Here is a 17,987-nt window from a genome sequence, read left to right as displayed (position 1 = left end):
GGCTGGGCCGGCCAACGGATTCGATGGAGTGATGGCCTTACCAGGAGTGGCTGATCGAACGCAGCGCGCTGCACCGCAGTTGCGCCGCAGTTCGGAAGCCGCTCCCAGCTGATCGACGAAAAACACGAAGAGGACTTCACCGTGATCGACAAGAATTTCCGTCTCTCCCCGCTGACCGGCGCCATCCTGATGATGGCGCTCGGTGCATCGGGCACGCTCGCTGCTGCCCCGAAACTGCTGGTCAAGGAACCGACCCAGGCAGCATCGGCCGGCGCTGCGTTCAGTAGCCGCCTGATCGTGCGCTACAAGGACAACACTGCTGCGGCGACCGATCGCGCCAGCAAGCTGAGCGCGGTGCAGGCCGCGGTCGGCCGTGTCGGTGCGAGCACCGGCGCACGCAGCAGCGCAGCCGCCGCCAAGGCGACGTATGTGCGCAAGCTCGGCATCGGCTCGGACCTGATCAAGCTGTCCAGCACGCTGACCACCGCCCAGGTGGACAAGGTGGTGGTCGAGCTCAAGAACGACCCGTCCGTGGCCGACGTGCAGATCGATCGCATGCTGCGCCCGGTCGACATCAAGAAGAGCGTCGCCGCCACTGACGTGACCCCGCAACTGGTCCCCAATGACCCGCTGTACGCGCAGTACCAGTGGCATCTGAGCAACCCCAACGGCGGCATCAATGCGCCGGCCGCCTGGGATCTGTCGCAGGGCGCGGGCGTGGTGGTGGCAGTGCTGGATACCGGCATCCTGCCGGGCCATCCCGACTTTGCCGGCAACCTGCTGCAGGGTTACGACTTCATCACCGATGCCGAAGTCTCGCGTCGTCCCACCGATGCCCGCGTGCCGGGCGCGCTGGATTACGGCGACTGGGAAGAGGCCGACAACGTCTGCTATGACGGCTCGGTGGCACAGGAGAGCTCCTGGCACGGCACCCACGTCTCGGGCACCGTGGCCGAGGCGACCAATAACGGTGTGGGCATGGCTGGCGTGGCGCCGAAGGCGACCATCCTGCCGGTGCGCGTGCTCGGCCGTTGCGGCGGCTACACCTCCGACATCGCCGATGCGATCGTCTGGGCGTCCGGCGGCACGGTCGCTGGCGTGCCGGCCAACACCAACCCGGCCGAGGTGATCAACATGAGCCTGGGCGGCGGCGAGCCCTGCGATTCGGCCACCCAGCTGGCGATCAACGGCGCGGTCGCGCGCGGCACCACCGTGGTGGTAGCGGCCGGCAACAGCGGCGAAGATGCGGCCAACCATTCGCCGGCCAGCTGCAACAACACCATCACCGTGGGTGCCACACGCATCACCGGCGGCATCACCTACTACTCCAACTACGGCAGCAAGGTCGACCTGTCCGGCCCGGGCGGCGGTGGCAGCGTGGACGGCAATCCGGGCGGTTACATCTGGCAGGCCGGCTACACCGGTGCGACCACGCCGACCTCGGGAACCTATACCTATATGGGCTTGGGTGGCACCTCGATGGCATCGCCGCACGTGGCCGGTGTCGTCGCCCTGGTGCAGAGCGCGGCGATCGGTCTGGGCGATGGCCCGCTGACCCCGGCCGCGGTGGAAGCCCTGCTCAAGCAGACCAGCCGTCGCTTCCCGGTGACCCCGCCGGCCAGCACCCCGATCGGCAGCGGCATCGTCGATGCCAAGGCCGCATTGGAAGCGGTGCTGGTGGAGCCCTGCGATCCGGCCACCGAGAGCTGCGCGCCGACCGCCATCGCCCTGACCAACAAGGCCCCGTTGACCGGCCTGAGCGGTGCTTACGCCAGTTCCACGCTGTACAGCTTCGAAGCCAAGGCCGGTGCCGTGCTCAGCTTCATGACCTATGGCGGCACCGGCGATGTGTCGGTATACGTCAGCCATGAAGCCGAGCCTAGCGCCACCAGTTACGACGCCAAGTCGACCCGCCCGGGCAACAGCGAAACCGTGCGTTTCACTGCCCCCAAGGCCGGCACCTACTACATCAAGTTGGTGGGCGCTGCCGACTACGCGAAGCTGACGCTCGTCGCACGACAGTAAGCCGTCTCATAGTGTGACCGATGCCCCCGGCCAATCACCGGGGGCATCGTTTTTCAGGGCGATTCAGATGCGTACGGTTGATCGTCGCGGCAAACTGCTACAGTCGGCGCCGGACCAGTGGAGACGAGTGTGAACGCGGTTGCCGTCGATCCAATTGAGCATCGCAGTGCGGAGACACGCATCGTCGAAGCGCTGCTTGAACGCCGTCGTCTGAAAGACACCGATCTGCTGCGCGCGCGCCAGTTGCAGACCGAATCCGGTATGGGCCTGCTGGCCTTGCTGGGCCGTCTGGGCCTGGTATCCGAACGCGATCATGCGGAGACCTGCGCCGATGTACTGGGTCTGCCGCTGGTGGATGCACGCCAGCTCGGCGATACCCCACCGGAAATGCTGCCGGACGTGCAGGGGCTGTCGCTGCGCTTCCTCAAACAATTTCATCTATGCCCGGTCGGCGAACGCGATGGCCGGCTGGAGTTGTGGATCGCCGATCCCTATGACGATTACGCGATCGACGCGGTGCGGCTTGCGACCGGTTGCCCGTTGTTGCTGCAGGTCGGCCTGCGCTCGGAAATCGATGACCTGATCGAACGCTGGTACGGCCAGGGCCGCAGCGCGATGGGCACCATCGTGGAAACCGCCGATGGCGATGCCAACAGCAGCGACGATATCGAAGCGCTGCGCGACCTGGCGTCCGAAGCGCCGGTGATCCGGCTGGTGAATCTGGTGATCCAGCACGCGGTGGAACTGCGCGCATCGGACATCCATATCGAACCGTTCGAAAGCCGGCTCAAGGTGCGTTACCGCGTGGACGGCGTGCTGGTGGAAGGCGAAAGCCCGCCGGCCAAGCTCACCGCCGCGGTGATCAGCCGCATCAAGATCATGGCCAAGCTCAACATCGCCGAACGCCGGCTGCCGCAGGACGGCCGCATCATGTTGCGCGTGCAGGGCAAGGAGCTGGATCTGCGTGTCAGCACCGTACCCACCGCGCACGGCGAGAGCGTGGTGATGCGCCTGCTCGATCGCGAAACGGTGGTATTCGACTTCTACAAGCTCGGCTTCACCGAAGAGTTTCTGCCGCAGTTCCGCAAGGTGCTGGAGCAACCGCACGGCATCATGCTGGTGACCGGCCCGACCGGTTCGGGCAAGACCACCACGCTGTACACCGCGTTGAGCCAGCTCAACACCTCGGACGTGAAGATCATCACCGTCGAGGACCCGGTGGAATACCAGATCGAAGGCATCAACCAGATCCAGGCCAAACCGCAGATCGGGCTGGATTTTGCCAACGCGCTGCGCAGCATCGTGCGTCAGGATCCGGACATCATCATGATCGGCGAAATGCGCGATCTGGAAACCGCGCGCATCGCGATCCAGTCCGCGCTCACCGGCCATCTGGTGCTGTCCACGCTGCATACCAACAACGCGGCCGGCGGCATCACCCGTCTGCTCGACATGGGCGTGGAAGACTATCTGCTCACCTCCACCATCAACGGCATCCTGGCGCAGCGCCTGGTGCGCAAACTCGACCTGGCCAACGCCGAGCGCTACCTGGCATCGCCGGAAGAAATCGAACGCTTCAATCTGCGCCGGCTGCAACCGGACGGCGAGATCTACCTGTATCGTCCGCGTGCCTCGGCTGCAGCGCCGACCGGTTACCTGGGCCGCACCACCATCGTCGAGTTCCTGGTGATGAACGACGAATTGCGGCGCGCGGTGATGCGCCGCGCCGGCATGGGCGAAATCGAACAACTGGCGCGCAAGGCCGGCATGCGCACCATGTACGAGGACGGCCTGTCCAAGGCCTTGCGCGGCGAGACCACCATCGAAGAAGTGCTGCGCGTGACGGAGGATGCGTGAGAGTCAACGGAGCCACAACGAGCATCGGATGCTCAGGATCGGAAGATAAGCAGGGCAAGGTCCCGGCAACGCGTCGCGCACGCGCGCGCGCGCGCCCGGTGGCGCCAACGCAGCGCAGGCTCCTGCATTTCCCGATTCCCGAATCCCGATTCCCCACTCCCAGCCTTCCAGCCTGATGCCCCTGTACCGCTACAAAGCGCTCGACGCCCATGGCGAAATGCTCGATGGCCAGATGGAAGCGGCCAGCGACGCAGACGTTGCGCTGCGCCTGCAGGAGCAGGGCCACCTGCCGGTGGAAACGCGCCTGGCCACCGGCGAAAACGACTCGCCGTCGCTGCGCATGCTGTTGCGCAAGAAGCCGTTCGACAACGCCGCGCTGGTGCAGTTCACCCAGCAGTTGTCCACGCTGATCGGTGCCGGTCAGCCGCTGGATCGCGCCTTGTCGATCCTGATGGATCTGCCCGAAGACGACAAAAGCCGGCGCGTGATCGGCGATGTGCGCGACACCGTGCGTGGCGGCGCGCCGCTGTCCTCGGCGCTGGAACGCCAGCACGGGCTGTTTTCCAAGCTCTACATCAACATGGTGCGCGCCGGCGAAGCCGGCGGCAGCATGCAGGACACGCTGCAGCGCCTGGCCGATTACCTGGAGCGCAGCCGTGCGCTGCGCGGCAAGGTGATCAACGCATTGATCTATCCTGCGATCCTGCTGGCGGTGGTCGGCTGCGCGCTGCTGTTCCTGCTCGGCTATGTGGTGCCGCAGTTCGCGCAGATGTACGAAAGCCTGGACGTGGCCTTGCCGTGGTTCACCCAGGCGGTATTGAGCGTGGGCCTGCTGGTGCGCGACTGGTGGGTGGTGCTGATCGTGGTGCCGGGCGTGCTCGGGCTGTGGCTGGATCGCAAGCGCCGCAATGCCGCGTTCCGTGCCGCGCTGGACGAGTGGTTGCTGCGGCAGAAAGTGGTCGGCAGCCTGATCGCGCGCCTGGAAACCGCACGGCTGACGCGCACGCTGGGCACCTTGCTGCGCAACGGCGTGCCGCTGCTGGCGGCAATCGGCATTGCGCGCAATGTGATGTCCAATCTTGCGCTGGTCGAAGATGTCGACGCCGCAGCCGACGACGTCAAGAACGGCCATGGCCTGGCGATGTCGCTGGCACGCGGCAAGCGCTTCCCGCGGCTGGCCCTGCAGATGATCCAGGTCGGCGAAGAGTCGGGCGCCCTGGACACGATGCTGCTCAAGACCGCCGACACCTTCGAGCTGGAAACCGCGCAAGCCATCGACCGCGCGCTGGCCGCGCTGGTGCCGTTGATCACGCTGGTGCTGGCCTCGGTAGTGGGGCTTGTCATCATTTCGGTGCTGGTGCCGCTGTATGACCTGACCAATGCCATCGGATAACGTGGCGGCGGATTCACAACAACTTTCCGGTGACCGCGCGACACCCATGCGGGAACCATTGCAATGCCCGCCGTGTCATCTTCTGGCGGCAGCATCTTTCATCGACGTGCAAGGAAATCGTTCATGATCAAGCGCTCCATCACCCGTAGTCCGTCGCGTGCAGGCCAGGCCGGCATGAGCCTGCTGGAAATCATCATCGTCATCGTCCTGATCGGCGCGGTGCTGACCCTGGTCGGCAGCCGTGTACTCGGTGGTGCCGATCGCGGCAAGGCCAACCTGGCCAAGTCGCAGATCCAGACCCTGGCCGGCAAGATCGAGAATTTCCAGCTCGACACCGGCAAGTTGCCGAGCAAGCTCGACGACCTGGTGACCCAGCCCGGTGGCAGCAGCGGCTGGCTGGGCCCGTATGCCAAGCCGGCCGAACTCAATGACCCGTGGGGCCACACCATCGAATACCGCGCGCCCGGCGATGGCCAGCCGTTCGATCTGATCAGCCTGGGCAAGGACGGCCGCCCCGGTGGCAGCAGTTACGACGCGGACATCAAGTACCAATAAGCCGTTTGCCATGCGCGTTGCGTGTCAGCCGTTGCGTCATCTGCATGGAGTGGTCGGCCCTGGTCGTCCCCGCACGCGTGGCAGTTCGTTGCTGGAGATGTTGCTGGTCATCGCCCTGATCGCGATGGCCGGCGTGCTGGCCGCCGCTGCGCTCAACGGCGGGATCGACGGCATGCGCCTGCGCACCGCCGGCAAGGCGATCGCCTCGCAGCTGCGCTATACGCGCACCCAGGCGATTGCCACCGGCACGCCGCAGCGGTTTCTGATCGATCCGCAGCAGCGCCGCTGGGAAGCACCCGGCGGCCATCACGGCGATCTGCCGTCGTCGCTGGAGGTGCGTTTCACCGGCGCGCGGCAGGTGCAGTCGCGGCAGGATCAGGGCGCCATCCAGTTCTTCCCCGATGGCGCCTCCACCGGCGGGCGCATCGATCTGCGCGTCAAGGATGCGACCTGGCGCGTGGACGTGGGCTGGATCACCGGCGAAGTGCGTTCCGGCCAGTTGCGGACGCCGTCGCCATGAAGCGCCAGCGCGGTTACACGCTGATCGAGGTGATCGTCGCCTTTGCGTTGCTGGCGCTGGCGTTGAGCCTGTTGCTGGGATCGCTGTCCGGTGCCGCACGTCAGGTGCGCGCGGCCGACGAGAGCACGCGCGCCACCCTGCATGCGCAATCGTTGCTCGCGGCGCAGGGCATGGATAAACCGCTGGTGCCCGAGCAGCAGCAAGGCACCTTCGAAGACGGGCATTTCCGTTGGTCGATGGATGTGCGCCCGTACGACGAGCCGCGACGCAATCCGCAGGCGCCGGTCTCCCCCGGCGCACACACGCTGCTGCAGCTGACCCTGGTGGTGCGCTGGGGCGAGCAGTCCAATCAGGTCCTGCAGTGGCGCACCTTGCGGCTGGTGGCTGCGGCGCAACCGGGCAGCGCGCCATGAGTCGCTCGCGCAGTGCCGGTTTCACCTTGATCGAAGTGTTGCTGGCGACGATGTTGCTGGTCGGCGGGCTGGCATTGGCGTTTGCCACCTTGCGCTCGGCCAGTGCGGTCAGCCAGCGCGGCGAGGCGATCGCCCAGCGCAGCGAACGCGTGCGTGCGGTGGAAGAATTCCTGCGCCGGCGGCTGGCGGCGGCACTGCCGATCGCGATGGGCATCGACCCGCAGAGCCAGCAGCCGATGCTGTTCATCGGCGAGCCGCAGCGTCTGCGTTTTGCCGCCGATGTGCCGGATTACCTGGGCCGCGGCGGGCCGTACCTGCACGATCTGTCGGTGGCCGGCGATGGCGAACAGCGCACGCTGCGGATCGCGCTGACCATGCTGCAATCGGGCAAGTCGATCGAAGAGGGCACCACGCTGCCGCCGGAAACACTTGCCGAAGACGTGCAGCAGGTGAGCTTTCGGTATCGCGGGATGGATCCGCAGAGCGGCCGCCTGAGCGCATGGTTGCCGCAGTGGGAATGGCACGACCGTCTGCCGTTGCTGGTGCGCATCGAGATCCGTAGCGGCGGTGCCGCCTGGCCGCCGCTGGTGGTGGCCTTGCCGCAATCCAGCAACCCGGGAGCGGGGCAATGAGCGCGATGCGCGGTGCCGCGCTGGTGTTGGTGCTGTGGCTGATTGCGCTGCTCACCGCGATGATCGGCGCATTCGCGCTGACCGCGCGGGTGGAAGCGCTGCAGGGCAGCATGCTGCGCAATGGCGCGCAGGCGCAGGAATATGCGCGCTCCGGGCTGGAATACGCACTGTCCCGCCTGCAGAGCACCGACACCCAGGCACGCTGGCTTGCAGACGGCCGGCGCTATCGTTGGCAGATGGACGATGCCACGGTGGAGATCCGCATTACCGACGAAAGCGGCAAGGTGGACTTGAACATGGCCGAGCCCGCGCTGCTGGCCGGCCTGGTACGCGCGGTCGGTGGCGAACAGGGCCGCGATACGCGCATTGCCGGCGCGATCGTCGACTGGCGCGATGGCGATTCGCTGAGCCAGCCCGGCGGCGGCGCGGAAGATCGCGATTATGCCGATGCCGGATTGCCGTACGGCGCCAAGGATGGCCCGTTCGAAACGCTGGGCGAGTTGCGCCTGGTGCTGGGCATGGATGGCGAGCTGTATCGCAAGCTGTTGCCCAACCTCACCCTGTACAGCGGACGCTCGCGCCCCGAAGCGCGCTTTGCGCCGGGCCCGGTGCTGACCGCGATGGGCCTGGATGCGCGGCAACTGCTGGCCCAGCGTGACGCGCCGCCGGGTTTGCCGGGCAGCGAGGCGACGGTCGGTGGGTCGGACACTTATAGTATCGAGAGCCGGGCGCGACTGAGTCAGGGACGCGAGGCTGTGTTGCGGGCGGTGGTCTCCACCAGTGCGTCCGCATTACCTGGGTCTGCATATACCGTGTTGCGTTGGGAAGAGGGAGCAGCAGTGCAATGACCGCATGGCGGGACACCTTGGGTCGTATCGGCGTACGCGCCATGCCGGGAGCCGGAGGCTTCTGGCGTTGGTGGCAACAATCGCTGCTGGCCTGGCTGCCGCAGCGCTGGCAATGGCAGTTGGGCCTGTCGCCGTCGCGGCTGTTGTTGCAGCCCGATGGGCAGGCGTTGCAGTTGCTGCGTCAGCGTGATCACAGCAGCGAGACCATCGCCAGCCTGCCGTGGCCTGTGCAGCCGCAGGAAGTGCATGCCTTGCTGCCGACCGCGCTGGAAGGCCTGCCGCGGCATTGGCTGCTGCCGGCCGCGCATGCCTTGCGTCGTCCGTTGCGCCTGCCTGCTGCGGCAGCGGCGCGCCTGCAGGATGTGGCGCGCTTCGAGATCGATCGGCAAACCCCGTTCACTGCCGACCAGGTGTACTTCGATGCGCGCGTGCTGGACGTGCGCGAAGACGGCCAGCTCGATGCCGAACTGGTGGTGGTGCCGCGGCGCCTGATCGATGGCCCGGACGGCGTACCCGACGCATGGGCCAGCGCCTTGTCCGGCATCGATGTCGCCGATGCGCAGGGCCTGCCACTGGGCGTGAACCTGCTGCCGCCGGCACGACGGCTGCGGCGCAGCGACCCGATGCAGCGCTGGAATCTGTTGCTGGCCGCCGCCGCACTGGTGCTGCTGGCCGTGGCCGGCTGGCTGCTGCTGGACAACCGCCGCCAGGCCGCCGACGACTTGCGTGCCAAGGTGCAGGCCAACGCCGCACGTGCGCGCCAGGTCGCCGCCGAACGCCAGCAATTGCTGGATCTGGTCGAAGGGGCCAACTTCTTTCAGCAGCAACGTGCTACCCGCCCCACCTCGGTGGAAATCTGGGACGAGCTGAGCCGGCGTCTGCCGGGCGGCACCTACCTGGAAAAATTCTCGGTCGAAGGTGGGCAATTGCAGTTGATCGGCTTGAGCAACGAAGCCTCCTCGCTGGTGCGGCGCCTGGAAGGCTCGCCACTGTGGCGCACGCCCTCGCTGACCGGCGTGCTGCAGAGCGATGCCGGTCGCAACGTCGACCGCTTCACCATCACCGCCGAACTGGCCGGTCCCGATGCCAAGGAGGCGGCCGATGCCACGCAGCGTTAAGCGCGATCGCTGGATCGCTTTGGGCCTGCTGTTGCTGGTGATCGGCGTGGCCTATCTGGTGCTGGTGCACCCCTGGTTCACCCAGCCGATGATCGCGGTGCAGGACGACCTGCAAGCGCTGCGCGAGCGCGAGCTGCGCGTGCGCGTGCAACTGCAGCAGGCGCCGGAAGTCAGCAAACGGCTACGCCAGGCGCGCCAGACCCTGGAAAGCCGCCCGGGCTTCCTGCCGGAAACCTCGGCCGAACTGGCATCGGCCGGCCTGGTGCAGCGGCTGGAACGCGCCGTGGTGGAAGCCAGCCCCGGCAACCGCAGCTGCGCGATCAGCAACCGCTCGCCGCTGCAGCCGGAAAGCAAGGACCGCTTCACCCGCGTCGCGGTGCAGGTACGCCTGCGCTGCGGCACCCCGGAGCTGGCCTCGGTGCTGTACAGCCTGGAAAACGGCACCCCGCGCCTGTTCGTGGACAACCTCAACGTGATGGCGCAGCGCTACCAACTCTCGCCCAACGAAAGCGGCAACGGTCTGGACATTGCCTTCGAACTGGCCGGCTACCTGCGCCCCGGCGCCAGTGCCGCACCGTTGAACACCGACGCCGCGCCCGCCGCCCCCGACGCCGCGGAGGCCAGCAATGCGCCTTGACATGATCGGTCTGCGCACCTGGCTGCTGGCCACCGTGGTCGGCTGGGCGCTGCTGGTGTGCGTGCTGGCCGTGGCCGGGCTGGGCAAGCGCGTGGAGCTGCTGCCGGACGACCCGGCCCTGGTTCAGCGCCTGCCCACCCTGCCGGCACCGGCGCCGGAACGGCTGGGCGCGTTCGAAAAATATTCGGAGATCGCCGCGCATCCGGCCTTCGCCGAAGACCGCCTGCCGCATCCGTTCTTCCTGTCCGGCAACGACGGCAGCAGCGCTGCCTCGACGGTGCGCCTGACCGGCGTGCTGCTGACGGACAACTTCAAGATGGCCACGCTGACGCTGGACCCGCAGGATTCGGTGCGGGTGCAGCTGGGCGGCGAAGCGGTCAAGGGCTGGCGCCTGCTCGCCCTGCAGCCGCGCAGCGCAACCATCGAAGGCCCCGGCGGCACCCAGACACTGGAGCTGCACGTGTTCAACGGCCTGGGCGGGCAACCGCCCACCGCCAATGCGGGCGCGCGTGGCGCTGCCGGCGCCGTCCCGCCATTACCGTCGCCCGATGCCGCCGCGGTCGCACCGACGCAGCCGCCGCAGACCCAGCCCGCCACGCCGCCACAGCAGCCCGGTGGGCAGACACCGCCGACGGTGCCGCCGCAGCGCAGCGATGGCGCCCAGGAAGCCCCACGCCCCTCCGATGATCAGATGCGCGCCATCCGCGAACGTATCGAAGCCCGACGCCGCCAGCTGCAACAGCAGCGCCAGAGCGGCTCTACCCCCGGTCAGACCCAATGAGTGAACGCATGACGCAGCGCCTGTTTCCCGTGTCCCTGCTGATCGGCCTGCTGGCCGGTTGCGCCACCACTCCGCCGCCGGACGTGCGCCGCGACGCGCGCCTGGACCCGCAAGTCGGCGCCGCCGGCGCCACCCAGACCGGTGCCGAGCAACGCGCCGAGGGCAATGCCAGCGCCAAGCCCACCCCGGTGATCCGGCGTGGCAGCGGCACCATGATCAACCAGAGCGCGGCGAGCGCGCCGGCACCGACGCTGGGCATGGCCAGCAGCGGCAGCGCCACCTTCAACTTCGAAGGCGAGTCGGTGCAGGCGGTGGTCAAGGCGATCCTGGGCGACATGCTCGGGCAGAACTACGTCATCGCCCCCGGCGTGCAGGGCACCGTGACCCTGGCCACGCCCAATCCGGTCTCGCCGGCGCAGGCCTTGAACCTGCTGGAAATGGTGCTGGGCTGGAACAACGCACGCATGGTGTTCAGCGGCGGCCGCTACAACATCGTGCCGGCCGACCAGGCGCTGGCCGGCACCGTCGCGCCCAGCACCGCATCGCCGTCTGCCGCGCGCGGTTTCGAAGTGCGCGTGGTGCCGTTGAAGTTCATCTCCGCCAGCGAAATGAAGAAGGTGCTCGAGCCCTATGCGCGCCCGAACGCCATCGTCGGCACCGATCCCTCGCGCAACGTGATCACCCTGGGCGGCACCCGCGCCGAGCTGGAAAACTACCTGCGCACCGTGCAGATCTTCGACGTGGACTGGCTGTCGGGCATGTCGGTGGGCGTGTTCCCGATCCAGTCCGGCAAGGCCGAAAAGGTCTCGGCCGATCTGGAGAAGGTGTTCGGCGAACAGAGCAAGACGCCCAGTGCCGGCATGTTCCGCTTCATGCCGCTGGAAAACGCCAACGCGGTGCTGGTGATCACCCCGCAGCCGCGCTACCTGGACCAGATCCAGCAGTGGCTGGACCGCATCGATAGTGCCGGCGGCGGCGTGCGGCTGTTTTCGTACGAGTTGAAGTACATCAAGGCCAAGGATCTGGCCGACCGCCTGTCGGAAGTGTTCGGTGGGCGCGGCAACAACAGCGACTCCAACGCCTCGCTGGCCCCGGGCTCGGAAACCAGCGTGCTCGGCGGCGCCCTGGGTAACCGCGACAGCAGCATGGGCGGCAGCTCGGGCACCACCGGCGGCAGCATCGGCGAGAGCAGCGATGGCAGCTCCTCCGGCAGCAGCTTCGGCGGCAGCAGTGGCAGTGGCAGCAGCAGCGGTGGACTGGGTAACGGCAGCCTGCAACTGTCGCCGCGCAGCAACGGCAATGGCGCGGTGACGCTGGAAGTGGCAGGCGACAAGGTCGGCGTGTCGGCGGTTGCTGAAACCAACACCTTGCTGGTGCGCTCCACGCCGCAGTCGTGGAATTCGATCCGCGACGTCATCGAAAAGCTCGATGTGATGCCGATGCAGGTGCATATCGAAGCGCAGGTGGCCGAGGTGAATTTGACCGGTGCGCTGAGTTACGGCGTTAACTGGTATTTTGAAAATGCAGTAAATGCGCCGGCAACCGCGACCGATGGCGGTCTGACCAATGGAACGGGCATCGGTCTGGGAGCTGGTCTTGCAAATGCAGCGGGACGTAACATCTGGGGAGACATCGCCGGGAAAGTCGGCAGTGGAGGGGTTGCTTGGAGTTTTCTCGGCAAGAATGCTGCGGCCATCATCACTGCGCTGGACCGTGTAACCAACGTCCGCCTGTTGCAAACGCCGTCGGTATTTGTTCGAAACAATGCCGAGGCTACACTTAATGTCGGCTCGCGTATCGCAATTAACTCGACTTCCATCAATACCGGTCTTGGTAGCGACAGCAGCTTCTCTTCAGTCCAATACATCGACACGGGCGTGATTCTGAAAGTGCGTCCACGCGTAACCAAGGATGGAATGGTGTTTTTGGATATAGTTCAAGAAGTCAGCAGTCCAGGCGACCGTCCAGCTGCGTGTACGTCAGCAACGGCAACCGTCAATGCTGCAGCTTGTAATGTCGACATCAATACACGTCGGGTCAAAACTGAGGCCGCAGTGCAGAGCGGTGACACCATCATGTTGGCTGGTCTGATCGACGACAGCACGACCGACACCAGCGACGGCGTTCCGTTCCTCAGCAAGTTGCCCGTAGTAGGTGCGCTGTTTGGAACTAAGGGCAAGAACAACACCCGCCGCGAAGTCATCGTGCTGATCACTCCATCGATCGTGCGCAACCCGCAGGAAGCGCGCAATCTCACCGACGAATACGGCCAGAAGTTCAAGGCCATGGAGCCGCTGAAACCCAGCCAGAAGCCGCAATGAGTGCGGCATTGCCCGTCGTGCTGGTGCCGGTCGGCACCGACGACGAGGCCTTGGATGCCTGTCTGGGCGCACTGGATGCCGCCACGCCCGCCGGCACGCGGGTGTGGCTGGCCGACGATGCGCAGGCCGGCCCGCGTGGCCGCGCGGTGATCGCGCACTGGTTGGCGCGCACGCGGCTGCAGGCCCATCACACCCGTCGTCAGCGTATGCTCGGCGAAGTGGCCCATCTGGACGAAATGCTCAGCGGCTGCGGCGATGCCGATGTGGTGGTGTTGGGTGTGGATGCCTGCCCGCTGCCGGGTTGGTTGAATCAGCTCGACGCCTGCTTTGCGCGCGATGCGGCGATTGCCACCGCCACCCCGTGGAGCAATGTGGGCGAAGCCTGCAGCTGGCCACGCCTGGGCGAACTCAATCCGATGCCTGCCGCACCGGAGCGGCTTGCCGCTGCGTGCGCGGCGATGCCGCCACTGCATCCGGAACTGCCGTCGGCAATCGGCCACGCGGTGCTACTGCGCGGCAGCGCGCGGCGCAAGGCCGGCGGCCTGGACGCCAGCAGCTATGGCTCCTGGTATGCGGCACTGGTGGACCTGAGCCTGCGCATGGCTGGCCTGGGATGGCGCAACGTGCTGTGCGACACCGCCTTTGTCGCCTCGCCACACGAAGGCCGCCCTGCCGATGGCGACATGGATGCACTGGCCACACGCTGGCCGGCCTGGCACGCACGCCTGGCCAACTTCCTGATGCACGACCCGCTACGTGCGCAACGCGATCAACTCGCGCAACTGCTCGCCGACCTGCCGCCACCTGACCCACAGCGCAGGCTGTTCGACGCATAGTGGTATCGCGGCCGAGCCTGCCCGCTGCGTTGGGCGGGAGCGGCGATGGAATGACCAAGAGCCACTGACGCGAACAACAATGCAGTTGTTAGGCGGGCACAGATGCTGCGGCCTGCATCATCTTTTTGAGCATGTACCCATAGCCACCTCAGTCGGTTCTGCGACATGTGGTCAACCGCAGAGAGCATCGCAACGATGCACTACAGATGCAACGAAGAAAGCAGCGCGTGATGCTCACCATCGATTCCCGATTCCCGATTCCCGATTCCCGGCGCTAAAGCGCCGACCGCATCGGTGCCTCGGTCCGCACCACCACATCCAGTGCATCGTGACGCCAGGATTCGATATCCAGTTCCACCGCGCGGCCGTCTTCGGCGAAGCTGATCCGCTGCAGCCGGAAGCACGGTGTGCCGGTGGTGGACTGCAGCAACAGGGCTTGCGCGGCGTCCAGCCCGGCCGGATGCATCGACAATTGCGCGCGGCTCAGGAACAGCCCGAGTTTCTGGTTGAACACGCTCGATAGCGAGCCGGCCAGGTCGTGCTCCAGCAGGCCCGGCGCCCAGGCGGCCAGCACCACGTTGGTTTCCAGCAGCACCGCGCGGCGGTCGATCCAGCGCCGGCGTTGCAGCACGAAGACTTCGTCGTACGGCGTCTCCAGCCGTAGCGCGGCCGCGTAGACAGCCCCCGCTGCCTGCCGGGTGGCACTCAATAGCTCGGTGCGCGGTTTGCGCCCTTGCGCCGCCACGTACTGCATGAAACCGGCGATGCTGGTGGGGTCGTAGCGCACGCGCGGTGCGCTGACGAACCAGCCCCGCCGGTTCTCGCGGTAGATGCGGCCCTGCGCTTCCAGTTGCTGCAAGGCCTCACGCAAGGTGATGCGGGTGCAACCGAAGCGTTCGGCAAGCTCGCGCTCCACCGGCAGGCGCTGATCCGGGCCCCATTCGCCCGCGGCGATCTGCGCGGAGACGATTTCGGTGATGGCGTGTTGGCGCGACGCGCTCATGCGGCGACCTGCCGATGGTGGCTGCGGCGCAGATGCAAGGCAGGCGGATAAGAGAGGTGCATGCAGCGATGGTAAAGAAGAACGCGCCCGCAAACTGCAGGTGGCTCAGGCAAGGCCTGCCGGGTTCTGCTGCTGTTGGGTTTTCCAGCTGCGCCATCCATACATGGCCAGCAGCACGAAGCCTGCATACAGCAGTGCGGTGGGGTACAGCCCCTTGCTGACGAACACGCCCACGTAGACGCAATCGAGCACGACCCACAGTATCCAGTTGGCGATGCGCTTGCGTGCGGCCCAGACGCTGGCGACCAGGCTGAAGCTGGCCAGCGCCGCGTCCAGCCAAGGCAGTGCGGCATCGGTGCGGTGATGCATGTAGGCACCGAGCGCGGCGGCGAACACGGCACCGATGCACAGCGAGATCCACAGCTCCGCCTGCGGCATCGGCAACGGGCGAATGCGTGTCTGTGCCGCCATCCCGCGCTGCCATTGCCACCAGCCGTACAGCTGGGTCAGCACGTAGACGCCTTGCAGCAGCATGTCCGAGTACAGCTTCCACTCATAGAACAGCCAGGCATACAGCACCACCGCCACGATGCCGACCGGCCAGCACCAGCGAATGCGCCGCGCGGTCAGCCAGACGCCCAGCAGGTTGATCACGACGGCGGCAGATTCGAGCAATGACATGGAAGGTCTGGGAAGGATGTCTGATGAACGATGGATCGGTGGCTGGGACGCAGAACAGTTCAACGTGAGCGTGCGAGCAGGCCGAGCGCGTTCACCGCCTGCAGCCGATACCGGCAGCGCACTCGGCCCGCGCGGCACCGCTGTCGCGTAACTTGTGCAGCTCACACGTCAGCGGATCGCATGGCCGCATCGGCTGCGTTTAGAAGTCCACCTGCACGGTCAGACGTGCCGTGCGCGGCGCGCCCGGGAACAGATAGGCGTCACCCTGGTATTCGCCGCTATCGCGCCAGTACCGCTTGTCGAACACGTTGTCCACGTTCAGGCGCCAGGTGGTGGCCAGCCCGCCCAGCGCGGTGGCGTAACGCGCGCCCAGGTTGGCCACGGTGTAGGCCGGCACGCTGGCGTTGCCGAGCCGGTCGGCGAACTTGCGCCCGCTGTATTGCACGCCTGCCAGCAGCGCCAGGCCATCGATGCCGGGCACGCTGTAATCGGCCTGCAGGCTGGCGCGCAGCTTGGGCACGTTGATGGCCTGATGGCCTTCGTACTCGGCAATGTCGGTGTCTTCGGCACGGGCGCGGATGGCGGCAACGCTGGCGAACACGCGCAATTGCTCGGTGGCCGCGCCATCGGCCGACAACTCCAGGCCACGGTTGTGCAGGCGGCCCTGTTGCACATAGCGCAGGCCACCATCGGCCTGCGGCTGGGTGAACTGGTAGGCCTGGCGGATGTCGAACAGCGCCGCGCCCAGGCGCAGGCCGTCGAAATCGAATTTTGCGCCGGTCTCCAGCTGGTACGCATTGGTCGGCGGCAGGATCTCATCGGCGTTGTCGGCAAACCACGGGGCGGTGCCGCCGGCGGCCAGGCTCTTGGCGTAGCTGGCGTACAGCGATACCTGCTGCTGCGGTTTGAACAGCAGCGCGGCCTGCGGCAGCAGCGTGTCCTTGCGCGTGCGTCGCTCCAGTACGCCATCGCGGTCGAAGCTGCGCTCGTCCAGGCGCACGTAACGCGCGCCCAGCGACAGCTCCCATTGCGACCCAAGACCGATCCGGTCGGCCAATACCAACGCGCGTTGACGGCTGTCCAGGCGGCGTTGCTTCGGGTCCAGCGCGACGTCGGTCTGTGCAAACACCTCCGGGTCGCGGTCGATGCTGCCGCTGCCGACGAATTCGTTGACCGAACCGAAGCGGTCGATGGTGCGGCGTAGCCAGTCGCCGCCGATGCTCAGGCGGTGATCCAGCGCGCCGGTGAGCACACGGCCTTCGAGCGTGGCGCGCAGTTGATCGTGCACGCGGGTGTCGTCGGGGCTGCGGTAGTCGTAGACGTCGTACTCGCCTTGCGCGCTGAAGAAATTCGGGGTGGCGCTGTCGGCGCAACTGGCCGCGCCATAACAGCCCCAGGCGAACGCGGAGAAATCATTGATCACCGAGCGGCTACGTGACGCTTCAGCGGTGGCGCGCCAGTTGTCGTTGAACTGGTAGGCGTAGCGCAGCTGCGCATTGAGCGAATCCATCTCCACCGGCCGCGACCACGGCTGGTAGCCGAGCAGGCGATGCACATCGATGTCGCGCGGTACCTGCGTGCCACCGAGCAACTGGTAGCCGGGCACCGAGCGTTGCTGCCGATGCTGATACTCCACATCCAGCTGCAGCAGCGATTGCGGGCTGATCTTCCAGTCGCCGGCCAGCGACAGGAAATTGCGATAACCGTCTGCGTGGTCGACATAGCTGTTGATGTCTTCGCGCGCGGCGTTGACGCGCAGGCCCAGGCTGCGCTCGGCGCCGAACCAGTCGCCCAGGTCGGCGGCCACATAGCGCGAGCCTTGTTCGTCGGTGCCCAGGGTCACGCTGCGCACGTGCTCGGGCCGCTTGGTGCGGTAGTCGATCAGTCCGGCCGGTTCGTTGACACCTGATTGCAGCCCGGCCAGGCCCTTGAGGATCTGCACCTGCTGCTTGTTTTCCAGTGCAATGGATTGCTCGCCCACCGCGCTCAGGCCGTTGATGCGGTAACTGTTGGCGGCGTTGAGCGAGTAGCCACGCACGACGAAATTCTCGTAGTAGCCGATCGGGGCGTAGGCGTCGCCGGCGGAGGCATCGGCGCGCAATACCTCGCTGAGCACGCGTGCCTGACGGTCGAGCAATTGCTGGCGCTCGATCACCGCGATCGAGGCCGGCGCATCCAGCAGCCGCGTGGCACCGAAGCCGGTCAAGGCGGTGCTGGCGTCGGCGCGTTCGCCACGCACGTTGACCGCATCCAGTTCGACCGCCTCGGCACCGGGTTGTTGCTGCGCGAGGGCAGGCGTGGCGATGCACAGCGCAAGTGCAAGCGCGAGCGGGCGGCGGTGGGGCAGGAGGGCGGGCAGGTGCATGC

General features: G+C 66.6%; 16 protein-coding genes. 13 read left to right on the top strand and 3 right to left on the bottom strand.

The window, feature by feature from the left end; all coding sequences use genetic code 11:
* Positions 1-141: 141 nt before the first annotated feature.
* From ACCQ04_RS16935 to ACCQ04_RS16875, 13 genes are all read left to right on the top strand, one after another.
* The gene (locus tag ACCQ04_RS16935; protein ID WP_016901936.1) at positions 142-2,025 is read left to right on the top strand and encodes a diffusible signal factor-regulated S8 family serine peptidase; all 1,884 of its coding nucleotides are present in this window, start codon (positions 142-144) and stop codon (positions 2,023-2,025) included.
* 129 nt (positions 2,026-2,154) lie between these two features.
* Positions 2,155-3,882, top strand: a complete 1,728-nt coding sequence (gene gspE / locus ACCQ04_RS16930) for a type II secretion system ATPase GspE (RefSeq protein ID WP_167709711.1) — start codon at positions 2,155-2,157, stop codon at positions 3,880-3,882.
* A gap of 175 nt (positions 3,883-4,057) precedes the next feature.
* The gene (gene xpsF / locus ACCQ04_RS16925) at positions 4,058-5,275 is read left to right on the top strand and encodes a type II secretion system protein XpsF (protein ID WP_047129329.1); all 1,218 of its coding nucleotides are present in this window, start codon (positions 4,058-4,060) and stop codon (positions 5,273-5,275) included.
* A gap of 123 nt (positions 5,276-5,398) precedes the next feature.
* Positions 5,399-5,830 carry a type II secretion system major pseudopilin GspG gene (gene gspG / locus ACCQ04_RS16920; RefSeq protein ID WP_024939118.1) on the top strand — a complete coding sequence of 144 codons (432 nt, stop codon included), beginning with the start codon at positions 5,399-5,401 and terminating at the stop codon, positions 5,828-5,830.
* A 10-nt stretch (positions 5,831-5,840) separates the two neighbouring features.
* Positions 5,841-6,350 carry a type II secretion system protein XpsH gene (gene xpsH, locus ACCQ04_RS16915; RefSeq protein WP_065048756.1) on the top strand — a complete coding sequence of 170 codons (510 nt, stop codon included), beginning with the start codon at positions 5,841-5,843 and terminating at the stop codon, positions 6,348-6,350.
* A complete protein-coding gene (gene xpsI, locus ACCQ04_RS16910; protein ID WP_226427453.1) occupies positions 6,347-6,763 on the top strand; it encodes a type II secretion system protein XpsI in 417 nt (138 codons plus the stop codon). Before xpsH ends, xpsI begins: the two co-directional genes overlap by 4 nt.
* Positions 6,760-7,395 carry a type II secretion system protein J gene (locus tag ACCQ04_RS16905; protein ID WP_016901925.1) on the top strand — a complete coding sequence of 212 codons (636 nt, stop codon included), beginning with the start codon at positions 6,760-6,762 and terminating at the stop codon, positions 7,393-7,395. Before xpsI ends, ACCQ04_RS16905 begins: the two co-directional genes overlap by 4 nt.
* Positions 7,392-8,243, top strand: coding sequence for a type II secretion system minor pseudopilin (locus ACCQ04_RS16900; protein WP_016901924.1), 852 nt, complete (start codon positions 7,392-7,394; stop codon positions 8,241-8,243). The genes ACCQ04_RS16905 and ACCQ04_RS16900 overlap by 4 nt, the downstream gene beginning before the upstream one ends.
* The gene (locus ACCQ04_RS16895; RefSeq protein ID WP_039518936.1) at positions 8,240-9,361 is read left to right on the top strand and encodes a PilN domain-containing protein; all 1,122 of its coding nucleotides are present in this window, start codon (positions 8,240-8,242) and stop codon (positions 9,359-9,361) included. Before ACCQ04_RS16900 ends, ACCQ04_RS16895 begins: the two co-directional genes overlap by 4 nt.
* The gene (gene gspM, locus ACCQ04_RS16890) at positions 9,345-9,998 is read left to right on the top strand and encodes a type II secretion system protein GspM (RefSeq protein WP_016901906.1); all 654 of its coding nucleotides are present in this window, start codon (positions 9,345-9,347) and stop codon (positions 9,996-9,998) included. Before ACCQ04_RS16895 ends, gspM begins: the two co-directional genes overlap by 17 nt.
* Positions 9,988-10,779: a type II secretion system protein XpsN gene (gene xpsN / locus ACCQ04_RS16885; protein ID WP_024939113.1), complete on the top strand. Its 792-nt coding sequence runs from the start codon at positions 9,988-9,990 to the stop codon at positions 10,777-10,779. Before gspM ends, xpsN begins: the two co-directional genes overlap by 11 nt.
* Positions 10,776-13,100, top strand: coding sequence for a type II secretion system secretin GspD (gene gspD / locus ACCQ04_RS16880; RefSeq protein ID WP_226427452.1), 2,325 nt, complete (start codon positions 10,776-10,778; stop codon positions 13,098-13,100). The genes xpsN and gspD overlap by 4 nt, the downstream gene beginning before the upstream one ends.
* Positions 13,097-13,936, top strand: coding sequence for a glycosyltransferase family 2 protein (locus ACCQ04_RS16875; RefSeq protein WP_039518946.1), 840 nt, complete (start codon positions 13,097-13,099; stop codon positions 13,934-13,936). The genes gspD and ACCQ04_RS16875 overlap by 4 nt, the downstream gene beginning before the upstream one ends.
* Positions 13,937-14,210: 274 nt before the next feature.
* Here ACCQ04_RS16875 and ACCQ04_RS16870 read toward each other — a convergent pair whose 3' ends face one another.
* The 3 genes from ACCQ04_RS16870 to ACCQ04_RS16860 form a co-directional block, all read right to left on the bottom strand.
* Complete coding sequence (locus ACCQ04_RS16870) at positions 14,211-14,939, bottom strand: UTRA domain-containing protein (protein WP_104541638.1); 729 nt, start codon at positions 14,937-14,939, stop codon at positions 14,211-14,213.
* A 105-nt stretch (positions 14,940-15,044) separates the two neighbouring features.
* A complete protein-coding gene (pnuC, locus tag ACCQ04_RS16865; protein ID WP_046344324.1) occupies positions 15,045-15,620 on the bottom strand; it encodes a nicotinamide riboside transporter PnuC in 576 nt (191 codons plus the stop codon).
* A 199-nt stretch (positions 15,621-15,819) separates the two neighbouring features.
* Positions 15,820-17,985 (bottom strand): TonB-dependent receptor, encoded by a 2,166-nt coding sequence (locus ACCQ04_RS16860; protein WP_226427451.1) that lies wholly within the window; start codon positions 17,983-17,985, stop codon positions 15,820-15,822.
* Positions 17,986-17,987: the final 2 nt, after the last annotated feature.

This window comes from Xanthomonas sp. NCPPB 2866, from assembly GCF_041475745.2.
In the GTDB taxonomy this organism is placed as follows: domain Bacteria; phylum Pseudomonadota; class Gammaproteobacteria; order Xanthomonadales; family Xanthomonadaceae; genus Xanthomonas; species Xanthomonas arboricola.
Note: the sequence above shows the minus strand (reverse complement) of the source record. Positions and strands in the feature narration are given on the sequence as shown.

Coding starts and splice junctions, on each gene's coding strand:
- xpsF (WP_047129329.1), top strand. CDS start 4,058: ATGCCCCTGTACCGCTACAAAGCGCTCGACGCCCATGGCGAAATGCTC.
- gspD (WP_226427452.1), top strand. CDS start 10,776: ATGAGTGAACGCATGACGCAGCGCCTGTTTCCCGTGTCCCTGCTGATC.
- ACCQ04_RS16905 (WP_016901925.1), top strand. CDS start 6,760: ATGAGTCGCTCGCGCAGTGCCGGTTTCACCTTGATCGAAGTGTTGCTG.
- ACCQ04_RS16860 (WP_226427451.1), bottom strand. CDS start 17,985: ATGCACCTGCCCGCCCTCCTGCCCCACCGCCGCCCGCTCGCGCTTGCA.
- xpsH (WP_065048756.1), top strand. CDS start 5,841: ATGCGCGTTGCGTGTCAGCCGTTGCGTCATCTGCATGGAGTGGTCGGC.
- xpsN (WP_024939113.1), top strand. CDS start 9,988: ATGCGCCTTGACATGATCGGTCTGCGCACCTGGCTGCTGGCCACCGTG.
- ACCQ04_RS16870 (WP_104541638.1), bottom strand. CDS start 14,939: ATGAGCGCGTCGCGCCAACACGCCATCACCGAAATCGTCTCCGCGCAG.
- pnuC (WP_046344324.1), bottom strand. CDS start 15,620: ATGTCATTGCTCGAATCTGCCGCCGTCGTGATCAACCTGCTGGGCGTC.
- gspG (WP_024939118.1), top strand. CDS start 5,399: ATGATCAAGCGCTCCATCACCCGTAGTCCGTCGCGTGCAGGCCAGGCC.
- xpsI (WP_226427453.1), top strand. CDS start 6,347: ATGAAGCGCCAGCGCGGTTACACGCTGATCGAGGTGATCGTCGCCTTT.
- ACCQ04_RS16895 (WP_039518936.1), top strand. CDS start 8,240: ATGACCGCATGGCGGGACACCTTGGGTCGTATCGGCGTACGCGCCATG.
- gspM (WP_016901906.1), top strand. CDS start 9,345: ATGCCACGCAGCGTTAAGCGCGATCGCTGGATCGCTTTGGGCCTGCTG.
- ACCQ04_RS16900 (WP_016901924.1), top strand. CDS start 7,392: ATGAGCGCGATGCGCGGTGCCGCGCTGGTGTTGGTGCTGTGGCTGATT.
- ACCQ04_RS16875 (WP_039518946.1), top strand. CDS start 13,097: ATGAGTGCGGCATTGCCCGTCGTGCTGGTGCCGGTCGGCACCGACGAC.